The organism is Moraxella sp. CTOTU48717, from assembly GCF_032057165.1.
In the GTDB taxonomy this organism is placed as follows: Bacteria; Pseudomonadota; Gammaproteobacteria; order Pseudomonadales; family Moraxellaceae; genus Faucicola; species Faucicola tetraodonis.
Window position 1 is genome coordinate 1 of sequence record NZ_DAMBBC010000026.1, and the last position, 14982, is coordinate 14982.

The 14982-nt window shown below is 44.5% G+C and carries 12 protein-coding genes; 8 read left to right on the forward strand and 4 right to left on the reverse strand.

Features of this window, described 5'->3' with window-relative positions:
* Positions 1 to 4: 4 nt before the first annotated feature.
* Both RT084_RS11465 and uvrB read right to left on the reverse strand, forming a co-directional pair.
* A complete protein-coding gene (locus tag RT084_RS11465) occupies positions 5 to 418 on the reverse strand; it encodes a restriction endonuclease (protein ID WP_313100141.1) in 414 nt (137 codons plus the stop codon).
* Between the two features lie 8 nt (positions 419 to 426).
* Positions 427 to 2544, reverse strand: a complete 2118-nt coding sequence (uvrB, locus tag RT084_RS11470; RefSeq protein ID WP_312384021.1) for an excinuclease ABC subunit UvrB — start codon at positions 2542 to 2544, stop codon at positions 427 to 429.
* 441 nt (positions 2545 to 2985) lie between these two features.
* Between uvrB and metK the strand changes: the two genes are divergently transcribed.
* The 3 genes from metK (at position 2986) to RT084_RS11485 (ending at position 5224) form a co-directional block, all read left to right on the forward strand.
* Positions 2986 to 4152 (forward strand): methionine adenosyltransferase, encoded by a 1167-nt coding sequence (gene metK, locus RT084_RS11475; RefSeq protein ID WP_007115720.1) that lies wholly within the window; start codon positions 2986 to 2988, stop codon positions 4150 to 4152.
* An 88-nt stretch (positions 4153 to 4240) separates the two neighbouring features.
* Entirely contained in the window at positions 4241 to 4555 is a 315-nt protein-coding gene (locus tag RT084_RS11480) for a DUF3144 domain-containing protein (protein ID WP_007115719.1), read from the forward strand.
* An 84-nt stretch (positions 4556 to 4639) separates the two neighbouring features.
* Positions 4640 to 5224 (forward strand): hypothetical protein, encoded by a 585-nt coding sequence (locus tag RT084_RS11485; protein WP_007115718.1) that lies wholly within the window; start codon positions 4640 to 4642, stop codon positions 5222 to 5224.
* 125 nt (positions 5225 to 5349) lie between these two features.
* Here RT084_RS11485 and RT084_RS11490 read toward each other — a convergent pair whose 3' ends face one another.
* A complete protein-coding gene (locus RT084_RS11490) occupies positions 5350 to 5706 on the reverse strand; it encodes a hypothetical protein (protein WP_312384024.1) in 357 nt (118 codons plus the stop codon).
* Between the two features lie 373 nt (positions 5707 to 6079).
* On the opposite strand from RT084_RS11490, the gene prpB reads away from it, so the two are divergent.
* From prpB to RT084_RS11510, 4 genes are all read left to right on the forward strand, one after another.
* Complete coding sequence (gene prpB / locus RT084_RS11495) at positions 6080 to 6973, forward strand: methylisocitrate lyase (protein WP_007115716.1); 894 nt, start codon at positions 6080 to 6082, stop codon at positions 6971 to 6973.
* Positions 6974 to 7049: 76 nt separating this feature from the next.
* Complete coding sequence (gene prpC / locus RT084_RS11500; protein WP_007115715.1) at positions 7050 to 8222, forward strand: bifunctional 2-methylcitrate synthase/citrate synthase; 1173 nt, start codon at positions 7050 to 7052, stop codon at positions 8220 to 8222.
* A 98-nt stretch (positions 8223 to 8320) separates the two neighbouring features.
* Complete coding sequence (gene acnD / locus RT084_RS11505; RefSeq protein ID WP_313100151.1) at positions 8321 to 10927, forward strand: Fe/S-dependent 2-methylisocitrate dehydratase AcnD; 2607 nt, start codon at positions 8321 to 8323, stop codon at positions 10925 to 10927.
* A gap of 81 nt (positions 10928 to 11008) precedes the next feature.
* On the forward strand, positions 11009 to 12499 hold the full coding sequence (locus RT084_RS11510; protein ID WP_312384030.1) for an AAA family ATPase: 1491 nt from the start codon (positions 11009 to 11011) through the stop codon (positions 12497 to 12499).
* A gap of 178 nt (positions 12500 to 12677) precedes the next feature.
* On the opposite strand, the gene serS is transcribed toward RT084_RS11510, so the two are convergent.
* A complete protein-coding gene (gene serS / locus RT084_RS11515) occupies positions 12678 to 13943 on the reverse strand; it encodes a serine--tRNA ligase (RefSeq protein WP_312384031.1) in 1266 nt (421 codons plus the stop codon).
* A 293-nt stretch (positions 13944 to 14236) separates the two neighbouring features.
* Between serS and RT084_RS11520 the strand changes: the two genes are divergently transcribed.
* Entirely contained in the window at positions 14237 to 14923 is a 687-nt protein-coding gene (locus tag RT084_RS11520; RefSeq protein WP_203172591.1) for a YcxB family protein, read from the forward strand.
* Positions 14924 to 14982 lie beyond the last annotated feature (59 nt).

Genomic DNA, 14982 nt, shown 5'->3' on the forward strand with positions numbered 1-14982 from the left:
AAGTTCATGCCTTCTTTGTTTCAACCCCGCTTAAAAGTGTTGAGAGTGGGGTTAAGTTATTTAAATCATCTTTACCATAAATGTCATCAGTTGATAATATAAATGGAGAAAGTAATTTGGCTATCTCGTCCTTGTTTTTGGGAGTCAATCCAACTGATGTGGTTAAAATATATCTTTTTGGTTTTAACTCATCAACTTTAATTTTTTCACTCTTTAAACTGCTCATTAATTGAGAAAAATTTTTTGTATATCTTTTAGATTGAATGATAGTTTGAGTTTTGTTAGAAAGTAAATCAATACCATTATCTCTGCCATCTACAAACGTTTGAAAATAAATACCCAAGTGTTTCTGAAGTAAATCTCGAGAAAAATTTTCAAATTCTGTAGGTGAGAAAACATCAAAATTATAGTTATTCATTTAACATCCTATTGCAACACAAATTCCCTTAAACTCATGACTTTATCCCTTACCTTTGCCGCTTCCTCAAACTTCAAATCACGCGACAAGGCTTTCATCTCTTTTTCTAACCGTGCAATCTCTTTGGCAAGCAAATCAGGCGAACGCAAAATCGAAATATCCACATCGGGGAACGCATGGGTGACCGCAATCGCTTGGTTATCATTCGGGGCTTCTGCCTCGCCGGTGTCGATTTTATCGGTAATCTGACGGCGAGCGGATGTCGGCGTGATGCCATGTTCTTCGTTATACGCCATCTGTTTGGCACGGCGACGCTCGGTTTCTTCCATCGCCTTTTGCATACTTGGGGTAATGCTGTCAGCGTATAAAATCGCCTTACCATTGACATGGCGCGCGGCACGACCGATGGTCTGAATGAGCGAACGCTCCGAGCGTAAAAAGCCTTCTTTATCCGCATCAAAAATCGCCACCAAGCTCACCTCAGGCATATCCAACCCCTCACGCAACAGGTTGATACCAACCAGCACATCATGCACGCCTGTCCGCAGTTCGTGGATGATTTTCATCCGCTCCACCGTGTCAATATCCGAGTGCAAATAAGCGACTTTGATGTTGTACTCTTTTAGATAACCGGTCAAATCTTCTGCCATGCGTTTGGTGAGCGTGGTAATCAGCACTCGCTCATCTTTGGCTTTACGAATGTTGATTTCTGATAGCACATCATCAACTTGGGTCAAGACAGGGCGAATCTCAAGCTGTGGATCAACTAGACCTGTCGGACGCACCACTTGCTCTACGATTTGCTCGCTGTGCTCAAGCTCGTACTGCGCCGGGGTCGCCGACACATACACTGTACTTGGGGTAATACGCTCCCATTCTTCAAACATCAGCGGGCGGTTATCCATCGCAGATGGCAGGCGAAAGCCATAATTGACCAGAGTTTCTTTACGACTTCTATCGCCTTTGTACATCGCGCCGACTTGTGGCACGGTTACATGGCTTTCATCAATAAATAGCAAGGCGTCGGGCGGAATATAGTCAAACAACGTCGGCGGTGCTTCACCCGCAGGACGTCCCGATAAATGGCGCGAATAGTTCTCAATGCCGTTACAGTAGCCAAGCTGTTGAATCATTTCCAAATCATAAGTGGTGCGTTCTTTGATACGCTGGGCTTCAATCAGTTTGTCATGCGCTCGAAAATACTCAAGGCGTTGTTCAAGCTCGGCTTTAATAGTGCCACTGGCTCTTTCTAACTTGTCTCGTGGGGTGACGTAGTGAGATTTTGGATAGATGGTAATGCGTGGCACACTGCGCACGTTCTTGCCTGTCAACGGGTCAAACCAAGTGATTTTTTCCACTTCGTCATCAAACATACTGATACGCACCGCAAGCTGTTCAGACTCAGCCGGGTATATATCCAGCACTTCGCCACGCAAACGGTAAGTACCTCGCCCAAAGTCAAGCTCGTTACGCGTATATTGCAGCTCCACCAAGCGTTTGAGCATGGCAGTGCGGTCGATTTTGTCACCCACTACGATGTGAAGAAGCATTTTTAGGTAGCTTTCTGGGTCACCGAGACCATAAATACAAGACACCGATGCAATGATAATGGCATCACGACGTTCGAGTAGCGCACGCGTGGCGGACAGTCGCATTTGGTCGATATGGTCGTTAATGGCGCTGTCTTTTTCGATAAAAGTATCGCTGGCAGGCACATAGGCTTCAGGCTGATAGTAGTCGTAATAACTGACAAAATACTCCACAGCATTGTGAGGAAAGAACGCCTTAAACTCGCCATATAGCTGGGCAGCAAGAGTTTTGTTGTGTGCCATGATAATAGTGGGACGCTGGCATTGGGCAATTACTTTTGCCATGGTGTAGGTTTTACCTGAGCCTGTCACCCCCAAGAGCAGCTGACCGTGCATGCCGCGCTCAATGCCATCAACCAATTTGGCAATCGCTTGCGGTTGGTCGCCTGAGGGTTCAAATTCGGTCACCATCTCAAAGGGTTTACTTGAGATTTGGGTGCCACTGGCATTGACACCGGTAATTTGGGCGTCATCTTGGATTTGGCGGGCAAGTTGGCTAAGTTCACGTTCGGAGCGGGAAGATTGAGGTGGTCGCATTTTATTGTCTTTATCGTAGTCACAGATGGGTAAATAATGGGGTTGATGGGTGAGAAGTTAAAGCAAAATAACGCGAAATATTGTATCAGTGATTGGGTTTATCAAAAAAGACCACCCATTAACAAACCACCTATCATCAAACTTGTTAAAATTACCCCATTAGCCTATTCCAGTTAGGCATTTAAAAGCATTAGGTTAATTTGGCAAAATCCCTTATAATATCCCCTGACTTTTTCCACTTTAGCGGCAGTGACTTGTATGAGTCATTTTGCTATTAGTCATATTAATCATTTTTTCGTTAATCATTTTGCAAACTTGCTCGTGCTGTATCGCAGTCCGTGACTTTCTATTTTTGCTTTGTTCTCGTTTTAAAATGTAAAATAGAGATAGGTTTGCAAAGCGATTAATTTTCTATCACCCTTGATGTAATGAGAAAATTAAATGCGTGAATATCAACTATTTACCTCTGAATCCGTCAGTGAAGGTCACCCAGACAAACTTGCTGACCAAATCTCTGATGCTATCCTTGACGCCATCCTTGAGCAAGACATTCATGCGCGTGTGGCGTGCGAAACCTTGACCAAAACAGGTGGCGTGGTGCTGGCGGGTGAAATTTCTACCACCGCCAATGTCGATTTCGAAAAAATCGTGCGTGATACCGTCCTGCGCGTTGGCTACAATAGCTCAGAGTTGGGCTTTGATGGCGCCACCTGTGCCGTTATCAATATGCTTGGCAAACAATCCCCCGAAATCGCTCAAGGCGTTGACCGCTCGCGCCCTGAAGAGCAAGGTGCTGGTGACCAAGGTTTGATGTTTGGTTATGCCACCCATGAGACGGATGTGTTGATGCCCGCCCCTATTCAGTTTTCCCATCGTTTGATGGAAAAGCAAGCGCAATTGCGTAAAGACGGCACATTAGCTTGGCTGCGTCCCGATGCCAAAGCGCAAGTCACGGTACGCTATGATGGCGATAAACCTGCGTTTATTGATGCGCTGGTACTATCAACCCAACACGATCCAAGTATCTCGCAAAAAGACTTGCATGAAGCGGTGATGGAAGAAATCATCAAGCCTGTCATCCCAGCTGCCATGCTGCACAAGGACACGAAGTATCATATCAACCCAACCGGGTTATTTGTGATTGGTGGTCCTGTGGGGGATGCAGGTTTGACGGGTCGTAAAATTATCGTCGACACGTATGGCGGCATGGCGCGTCACGGCGGCGGTGCGTTCTCAGGTAAAGATCCGTCAAAAGTTGACCGCAGTGCAGCCTATGCAGGGCGGTATGTTGCCAAAAATATCGTAGCGGCAGGACTGGCGGAGCGCTGTGAAATTCAAGTAAGTTATGCCATTGGGGTAGCGGAGCCAACCTCTATTTCTGTCAACACGTTTGGCACGGGCAAAATCAGCGATGACAAGATTGTCGACTTTATTCGCCAGCATTTTGATTTACGTCCCTATGGTATCACGCGTATGCTTAACCTACTCCAACCCATGTATGAGCAAACGGCGAGCTATGGTCACTTTGGCCGCCAAGGCACTGAAACCGCTTTTACTTGGGAGCGTACTGACCGCGCAGCACTACTTAGAGCAGACGCAGGTTTATAATTTTATTGACGAAATACAAGATTTTTAGGGTGCGTTTTACGCACCTTTTTAACGTTTAATTGATGGTAGAAAATTGTAGAGAAAAATTATGAGCGAAAACACCAACCAAATCACCGAAGAAATGAATGCGTTTTATGAGCGCGCTGATGAGTTTATCCAGCTTGCCAATACCCTTCGCACCGATGATATACACGCAGGTAAAATCAATGCCTCCATGCTGTATGCGGTCGCGCGTTTTAGCGCATGGACAGCGGCAACGGGATTCGTCAAAGGCAGTGACTACGCCAAAGAAAAACAAGATATTATCGAACATTTCACCAAGAATTTTGAGCGTATGCTGTCGGATAATATCGATGACTATGCCGAAAACTTCCAAAAATATATGCAAATCGGCAAACAATAAAAACCATTTTATCAACAAATTTTCGTTGATTTTAGGGCGATAGTTGGATAGATTAAAAATTAACATCCCACTAAAAAGATTGCTATGTCCGTCAAAATCGCCCTTACTACCCTTCTTCCTGTTCTTTCATTACTTGGTCTATCCACCTTATCCAGCCATGCCGAAACCGTGGCAGGCTATCGCTTTGAAAATTACCCTGCCACACTATATATAGGCAAACCTGCCAAACTTAACTATAAAAGCGACCCCATTGCAAAGTTGTTTAAAACTCGGATTACTGAAGCCTATCAACAAGCTGAGATAGGTTTTGGGGGCAACTTTGTGGTGGCAATGTGGGGCTGTGGCACAGGGTGTATTAATGGGGCAATGGCAGATAAACGCACGGGACGTGTATATCCGCTACCCATTAACGAGGAAACCGCGTATGACTTTGGCTGTTGGTCAGTCGATGATAGCGATGAAGATGAACGAGTGCGTTTTTACCCCAATAGCCGTTTGTTGATTACTCGTACTTGTGAGCAAGCGCCTATTGAAAACAGCAACACCGCCAAACGCCATGTCACCTATTACGTGAATGTATGGAATGATAAAACCAAAAAATTCAACCTTATCAAAACTGTCAAACAAAAAAAAATGGTGATCACCGAACAGCAAACCACCACCGAATAACCCAATTTAACAACCCAAGATGAGGCAGGCAAAAATGCAAAGTTCAGCCTAATGAGTTCAGCCTAATAAGCTGCTTCAACCCATCAATACCTAGCATAACTCAGAAGATAAGCGTGCTAATAAACTTAGAATAAACGCGATAATAGCACGCCTATCAGCACCATGACCAATATAATCACACTCACTCGCCACACCCAACGTGGAATTAATGGCACTTTGATATTCTCTTGTTTAAGATGATTGTCAAGCCCTTGTGTCAATGTGCTAAAGCCTTGCTCTTTAGTCTCTGCTGATGGCGCAAGAGGTGCAGTAGGCGGCGTTTGACTGTTTGCCGCTAACGCTTGGCTTTCATACGCATCAATTTGTTGTTTTGCCTCGTCTAAGCTAATCCCCTGCTCTTGGGCGTGGGTTTTAATGGCGATGACGTAGTTTTTTTTATCGACCAGTTGCTTAATATGACTCGGTAACGTTGATTGTGCCATAAGTAATTCCTCAAATTTTAATCCGTATATCATGCCTAGTTTGCTAAACTTATTTTAGAAGAATGTAGCAACAGGCGCCTGTTTATTGTAAATAAATGTAAACAAACCATCGACATTTTGGGCAAAATATTCATGTTTTAAAAGTTAGAGCGACTAATTATGTAAAAATAGAAGTTTACTATTCATTTCTCGAATACTATTATTTTTACTTAACTTATTTTTTAAAAATGTCGTACTGACAGTTAGTTTTTTTGTGCGTATACTGGTGGGTATACTAAAGCAAAGCAGCAAATAACCTGCCCTAAACCTAAAGCAGGGCTGATTAACACTAACTTTGCTATTTTCCCCTTCAATCATGTAAAAAGGAAGCAACATGGCACCTATCTCTGCAGGTCGCAAATTCCGTGACGCCATCGAGTCTGAAAAAGCCGAAGGTCGTCCCCTTCAAATCGTTGGCACTATCAATGCCTACACTGCCATGATGGCAAGCCAAGTCGGTCATAAAGCGATTTATCTCTCAGGTGGCGGTGTTGCTAACGCCTCATTCGGTTTGCCCGACCTCGGTATGACGAGCCTTAACGATGTATTGACCGATGCCACCCGTATCACCAATGCGGTTGACACGCCATTATTGGTTGACATCGACACGGGTTGGGGCGGCGCATTTAACATCGCCCAAACCATCAAACAAATGGAAAAAGCAGGCGTTGCCGCGGTCCATATCGAAGACCAAGTGGCGCAAAAACGCTGTGGTCATCGCCCCAACAAAGAAATCGTCTCAACCAGCGAGATGGTTGACCGCCTAAAAGCTGCGCTGGATGCCAAAGTTGACCCAGATTTTGTGGTGATGGCACGAACCGATGCGCTGTCAGTGGAAGGTTTGGATGCTGCGGTTGAACGTGCGGTGGCGTTTCAAGAAGCAGGCGCAGACATGATTTTTGCTGAGGCATTGACCGATATCGCCATGTACCGCAAATTTACCGACGTGTTAAACATTCCCGTGCTTGCCAATATGACTGAGTTTGGGCAAACCGACCTTTACAGCACCAAAGAGCTATTTGACGTGGGCGTTGACATGGTACTTTACCCATTATCCGCGTTCCGTGCGATGAACAAAGCCGCCCTCAATGTCTACCAAGCCTTAAAAGATGAAGGCGTACAAACCTCCGTGGTCGACACCATGCAAACCCGCATGGAACTGTATGATTTCTTAAATTACCACTCATATGAGCAAAAATTAGACGCATTATTTAAATCAAAAAAATAATTGGCGAACTATGCTCAACACTTAAGGCTGAATGCTTAAGGCTAAACATTTAATAAAGCTAAAAAGGAGTTTTACCATGTCAAAAGACACCCCAGTGACAGACGCGACTGACAACAAGCCAAAACCCAAAAAGAGCGTTGCCCTATCAGGCGTACCCGCCGGTAACACTGCCCTATGTACCGTAGGTCGTACAGGCAATGACTTAAGCTATCGTGGTTATGATATTTTGGATTTGGCAAAAGACAGCGAGTTTGAAGAAGTGGCGCACCTACTGATTCACGGTCATTTGCCAAACCGTCATGAGCTAGCGGCGTACAAGAAAAAACTTAAAACCCTGCGTAACTTGCCGGTCAATGTACTGGCGGTGTTAGAAGCCTTGCCTGCCCACGCTCACCCGATGGATGTGATGCGTACTGGCGTATCGGCACTGGGCTGCACCTTGCCTGAGCGTGAAAGCCAACCTACCTCAGAAGCCCGTGATATCGCCGACAAGCTTATCGCCTCATTGGGTTCTATGCTGTTGTACTGGTATCACTACAGCCACAATGGCAAAGTCATCAGCCTTGAGAGCGACCAAGACAGCATTGGCGGTCACTTCCTTGAGCTACTACAGGGTGAAGCCCCCAGTGAATCGCATATCAAAGCCATGCACATCTCGCTTATTTTGTACGCTGAGCATGAGTTCAATGCATCAACCTTTACCAGCCGTGTGATTACGGGCACTGGCTCGGATATGTACTCCGCCATTAGCGGCGCAATCGGTGCGTTAAAAGGTCCAAAACATGGCGGCGCCAATGAAGTGGCGTATGACATCCAAAAACGCTACCGCAATGCCGACGACGCAGAAAAAGACATCCTTGAACGTCTTGAGAAAAAAGAAGTCATCATTGGCTTTGGTCACCCTGTCTACACCGTGAGCGACCCACGCAACGTGGTCATCAAAGAAGTGGCTCGTAACTTATCCAAAGAGACTGGCGACATGACGTTGTTCAATGTAGCAGAGCGTCTAGAAAGCGTGATGTGGGACAACAAAAAAATGTTCCCGAACTTGGACTGGTTCTCAGCGGTAAGCTACAACAAAATGGGCGTACCAACTGCGATGTTTACCCCATTATTCGTAATCGCTCGTACCACAGGTTGGGCAGCACACGTCATGGAACAACGTGCTGACGGCAAAATCATCCGTCCATCAGCCAACTACACTGGTCCAGACGATCAAAAATTTGTACCGCTGGATGAGCGCCAATAATTAGCGTTTTAATCGTATAAAAAGCCTTTCAGGTCAGCTCACCCATTGATTTGAAGGGCTTTTTTTCTAATGGATTATTAATTTTAAGGTTAAGCCAAATGACAAGCCAATACCGCAAGCCCTTACCCAATTCTGATTTGGAATACTTTGATACCCGCCAAGCGGTGAATGACATCACCCCAGACGCGTATGACAAACTCCCCTACACCTCGCGTATTTTAGCCGAGCAACTGGTGCGTAAAGTCAGCGACCCAAATGAACTGACCGCTGCGCTCAAACAGCTCATCAACCGTGAGCGTACCTTAGACTTTCCTTGGTACCCTGCTCGTGTCGTCTGTCATGACATCTTGGGTCAAACTGCTCTGGTAGACTTAGCCGGTCTACGTGATGCGATTGCCGAACAAGGTGGCGACCCATCAAAAGTCAACCCAGTGGTTCAAACTCAGCTTATCGTTGACCACTCATTAGCCGTAGAGTGCGGTGGTTATGACCCAGACGCATTCGAAAAAAACCGTGCGATTGAAGACCGTCGTAACGCTGACCGTTTCCACTTTATCAACTGGACCAAAACTGCGTTTGAAAACGTGGACGTGATTCCAGCCGGTAACGGCATCATGCACCAAATCAACTTGGAAAAAATGTCACCTGTTGTTCAAGTGCAAAACGGTGTTGCTTACCCAGATACTTGTGTGGGTACTGATAGCCACACGCCACACGTTGACGCATTGGGCGTTATCTCTGTGGGTGTTGGTGGTCTTGAAGCGGAAACCGTTATGCTTGGTCATCCATCAATGATGCGCCTGCCTGATATCGTGGGCGTACACCTCAAAGGCAAACGCCAAGCAGGCATCACCGCCACCGATATCGTACTTGCACTCACTGAGTTTTTGCGTAAAGAGCGCGTGGTCGGTGCCTATGTGGAATTCTTCGGTGAAGGCGCAGACAGCCTATCCATCGGTGACCGTGCCACCATCGCCAACATGACCCCAGAATATGGTGCAACCGCAGGGTTATTTTATATTGATGGGCAAACCATCGACTATTTACGCCTCACAGGGCGTGAAGACAAACAAGTCGAACTGGTGGAAAACTATGCCAAAACTGCAGGGCTTTGGTCATCTGATCTCGTCAATGCCGACTATGAGCGTGTACTTGAGTTTGATTTGTCACTCGTGACCCGTAACATGGCAGGTCCTTCAAATCCCCATGCGCGTGTATCGACTTCTGAGCTTTCTGCCAAAGGCATTGCCCATGCCGAAGGTGAAGCCGTGCCTGAGTCAGAGGATGGCTTAATGCCTGATGGTGCGGTGATTATCGCGGCTATTACCTCGTGTACCAATACCTCAAATCCTCGTAATGTGGTGGCAGCGGCATTACTTGCCAAAAAAGCCAACGAACTTGGTTTGACCCGTAAACCTTGGGTGAAATCATCATTCGCCCCGGGCTCAAAAGTGGCTGAACTGTACTTGCAAGACGCTAACCTATTGCCAGAACTGGAAAAACTCGGCTTTGGTATCGTGGCATTTGCCTGTACCACTTGTAACGGTATGTCGGGTGCGTTAGATCCCGCGATTCAGCAAGAAATCATCGACCGTGACTTGTATGCCACTGCGGTGTTGTCAGGCAACCGCAACTTTGATGGACGTATCCATCCGTATGCCAAACAAGCCTTCTTGGCAAGCCCGCCGTTAGTCGTCGCGTATGCGATTGCAGGGACGATTCGTTTTGACATCGAAAAAGACGTGCTTGGCGTGGTCAATGGTAAAGAGATTCGCCTGATTGACATTTGGCCATCGGATGAAGAGATTGACGCGATTGTGGCAAAACACGTTAAACCTGAGCAATTCCGTCAAATCTATATCCCGATGTTCAACCTTGACCGTAGCGAAAAAGCCGACAGCCCACTGTATAACTGGCGCCCACAGTCAACCTATATCCGCCGTCCACCCTACTGGGAAGGCGCGCTAGCGGGTGAACGCACGCTAAAAGGTATGCGTCCACTTGCCATCTTGCCTGACAATATCACCACCGACCACTTGTCACCGTCCAATGCGATTTTGGCAAGCTCGGCGGCAGGCGAATACTTGGCAAAAATGGGCTTACCCGAAGAAGACTTTAACAGCTATGCCACCCACCGCGGCGACCATTTAACCGCGCAACGTGCGACTTTTGCCAATCCAAAACTGTTTAATGAAATGGTGAAAAATGACGATGGCAGTACCAAACAAGGCTCACTGGCTCGCGTTGAGCCTGAAGGTCAAGTGATGCGGATGTGGGAAGCGATTGAGACCTACATGAACCGTAAGCAGCCACTCATCATCATCGCAGGCGCGGATTATGGTCAAGGCTCTAGCCGTGACTGGGCTGCCAAAGGTGTGCGCCTAGCTGGGGTAGAAGCGATTGTGGCGGAAGGTTTTGAGCGGATTCACCGTACCAACCTTATCGGTATGGGCGTGCTGCCGCTTGAATTTAAAGCTGGGACGACGCGTATCACGCTAGGGCTAGATGGGACTGAGACGTATGATGTGATTGGTGACATCTCGCCACGTTGTGATTTGACGCTGGTGATTAATAAAGAAGGCTCTCAGCCGCTTGAAGTGCCTGTGACGTGCCGTCTTGATACCCAAGCGGAAGTGGATACTTACAATGCTGGGGGCGTGTTACAAAAATTCGCGCAAGACTTCCTAAAAGGTGAAGTGGCTTAAATTATTTTTAAACTATATAAGTAAAGCTAGGATAACTTTATGCTATAGTTATTCTAGCTCCGTAGATTCTTTAGGAAAAATATGTCACTAACTCAAGAAAACTCAGTAAATTTTCTAGAAAAAATTGAAATTACTTTATTGAAAAATATAAAAAATTTATCTATTTCTTTTTCTGAAAATAAAAGAATTACTGCGATTTTTGGAGAGAATGGTTGTGGCAAATCGACTATTCTGTATTCTCTAGCATGCGTTTTTCAAAAAAAAACAGCACGAAATGGTTATTACATAGGTGAGCAATATAGATTTCCAGATTTTTTTCCTCCAACAAGTTTAGGTCAATGGAATGGCAGTGAATTAACAGTTTTTTACACCGAAAATGACACTCAAAAAAGTAGACTGTACAAGAAAGGAGAACGCTGGACAAGGTATGAAGATAGACCCAGAAGAGAAATTTATTTTCTAGGTATAAATATTTGCGTACCTCAAATTGAAATTGAAACAAAAACTAGTCAAATAAAAATAGAGCAAGATAAAGACTCAGAATTAAAAGCAAAAGTAATAAAAGATATTAGTTATGTTATGAATAGGAATTATACAAAAATATCTTTTACAAATAAGAAAAAGTATAAATTAGCAGAAATATCAGATATGTCTTACCCTAGTATTTTTATGGGTGCTGGTGAAAATAAAATCATTGAAATACTAAGAGTTGTACATTCTGCAGGTGACAATTCTTTAATTTTAATAGATGAGTTAGATTTAACTTTACATACCCTTGCACTTAAAAGACTATTGGAAAGAATATCAATAATATCTAATGAAAAGAAGTTACAAGTCATATTTACTTCTCATAGAGAAGACATCGTCAATTTTGTGAATCTAAAAGATAAAATTGATGTAAAATATATCACGAATAGACTTGGAGATAATACAGCTTGCCTTGATGACATTACATCTGATATGTACTTAGAGCTAACTGGAAATGAAGTAATTGAAAATATTATATATGTAGAAGATAATATAGCTGAAGCCATTGTGAAAGAGTTTTTAATAAAAAATAATTTACATCAAAATACTAAAATTTTAACTTTTGGTGCAATAGAGAATGCTTTTACTGTAGCTTGTGGACTATTTTTATCTAAAGAAGATATTTTTAAGAAATGTTTATTCATATTGGATGGTGACCAATGTACTTTAGAAAGCGAAAGAATGGAAAAAATAAAAAAATTAATAACTGGTAATGAAAGTTTCGCACAAGCAAACAGACAAACTGTTTTGGAAAAAATCATACAATTTAATTCACCGAATAGAGAAAGTCCAGAAAAGGTTATTTCTGATACCATAATTAAAACAGAAGATAATAGCCCTGAAAAAATTATTTTGGAAAGACAGAAAAGAAATAATACTTTTAAAGATAATCATAATTTATTACCGAATGATATTACTGAGATTGTAAAAATAATATCTAAGTTTAGTCAGCAGGATATTTGGGAAGATTACACCCTTGAATTAAGGAATAACCTACTTAATTGCGCTCAAACAAATCAAGAAGAAAATGAAAGTCCAAAATAAGGACATTATCGTAATTTAATCACAGCCCTATGCGCCCCACAAATACCAATCAAAGCCATTCATATGCAAGGCGGGAATAAGTCGAAAACTGTCTATAAATACGCAGTCTGAATATCGATAAATTAAATCGCTTAAAAAAATAGCCAGTCAATCAACTGGCTATTTTTCACTGTCAGCACTAACCAATCACATCAACGCCCATATACGGACGCAGCACTTCAGGCACCGTAATCGTACCATCCGCATTTTGGTAATTTTCCATGATGGCAAGCAAGGTACGACCCACCGCAAGACCTGAGCCATTTAACGTATGCACCAGCTCAGTTTTTTTGCCGTCTTTGACACGCGCTTGCATACGGCGCGCTTGGAAGTCGCCACAGTTTGAGCAGCTAGAGATTTCACGGTAGGTAGTCTGAGACGGTAGCCACACCTCGATATCATAGGTTTTGACCGCGCCAAAGCCCATATCACCGCCACACAGCACAATCACCCGATACGGCAAACCAAGCTGCTGCAAGATATATTCCGCTTGTCCTGTCATGTCCTCTAAGGCTTGCATTGAAGTCTCAGGATGGACGATTTGCACCATTTCCACTTTTTCAAACTGGTGCTGACGAATCAAGCCGCGGGTATCACGCCCTGCACTGCCCGCTTCACTACGAAAACAGGGGGTATGGGCAGTCACTTTGATGGGCAGAGATTCGGGGTCTAGGATTTTGTCACGCACACTGTTGGTAAGCGGTACCTCTGACGTAGGGATTAGGTAATACTCTTTTTCACCGCGCAGCTTAAATAGGTCTTCTTCAAACTTTGGTAGCTGCCCTGTACCAAGCAGGCTGTCGGCATTGACCATATACGGCACATACATTTCAGTATAGCCGTATTTGTCGGTATGGGTAGTAAGCATAAAGGCAATCAAGGCGCGGTTGAGTTTGGCGAGTTGACCTTTTAGCACGCTAAACCGTGAGCCAGTCAGTTTGGCTGCCATTTCAAAGTCAAGTAGCCCCAAGTCTTCGCCCAAGTCGCTATGGTCTTTGACCTCAAAATCAAATTGGCGCGGCTCACCCCATCGACGCATTTCGACATTGTCGTTTTCATCCTTACCTGCCGGCACGCTGTCATCAGGCAAGTTTGGGATGGTTAAAGCTGCCGCCTGAATTTTATCTTGCAAGGCTTTGAGCGCGTCTTCCGCTTGTTTCATCTCGCTACTGATGGTCGCCATTTCTGCCATTAAGGCGTCAGTATTTTCGCCATTGCGTTTCATCAAGCCGACTTGTTTGGCGCCCGCATTTTTTTTGGCTTGTAGTTCTTCGGTTTTGACTTGAATGGATTTGCGCTGTTCTTCGACTTGCTGCCAAAATGCTTTATCAAGCTCATAGCCGCGTTTGGCAAGTTTTTCGGCGACCGTGTCTAGTTCTGTACGCAGTAATTTTGGGTCGATCATGGCGATAAGTTCCTTAAATTGTTCAAATTTGAGTTAAAGCAGCAAAATGGCTGTTGATATTAGCGTGTATGATACCAAGATTGCAGCGATTTTTCACGGTAGCGACTAGAAATACACGGCAAATTGACAATTTATCGGTATGCGCTTATCGGCGTTCGCCCCTTGCCGCATTGGGGGTAAAACAAAAATTTATCAAAAAGTGCGTTGTTAGGTTTATTTTTGGGTCAAGGTTGGGTAAGATAAGCCTTCTTTTATCGTTTTGTAACTATCGTTTGATAGTGAGTGAATTGTTTATGGCGCTGTACCCTTACACCCTACAACCTGTGGATTTGAATCTGACCGAGGACGAGTTTCGTCAAGCACAGCTGCAGCTGTTTGATGCCAACAACCAAACTTTGACCAAAATCACCCCAAAAACTTGGGCAATTTTGGCAGTCATTGTGGTGCTAGCGATTTTAGGTCTGATTTTTGTGCACGGTTATTCCACCATTGTTTTTTGGTTGATGCTCGTGGGTGTGGTAATTTATTTGCTGGCGCGTACCTACGGTCTAAAATGGTATGTCAAACGAGAATTTGAAAAACAAATGGCAAGCCAAAGCATGCCGCCAGAGATGCAACAAATCAAGCTTGGCGTACAGCAGCACGGGGTAGTAATGTCCATGCCTGCACCCAACATGCCCGCCATGCCACGCGGCTACAATCAGCCTTTGGTGCGTAGCAGCGGTATGCAGCAAGCAGTCATCAAATGGGATAGTGTCACCAACTGGCAAGAAACGCCTGATTATATTTTTATGATGTTTGATGTCAAAAATCCAAAAACGGGGGAAAGCCAACAAGGCAGCCAAATCGTCCCCAAACGCCTTGCTAATCAAAAATTCCCGATTGATACCTTACGTCATCATTTACAGCAAAACATCGGAAAACAAGGTTTTGATTTAACCGACAAACCGACTGATAAATATTTCCCAGAAAACAATTAAGACAACGATTAAGACTAACACAGCAACTAATTATCGATGACCACAAAAACTGCAGCCAA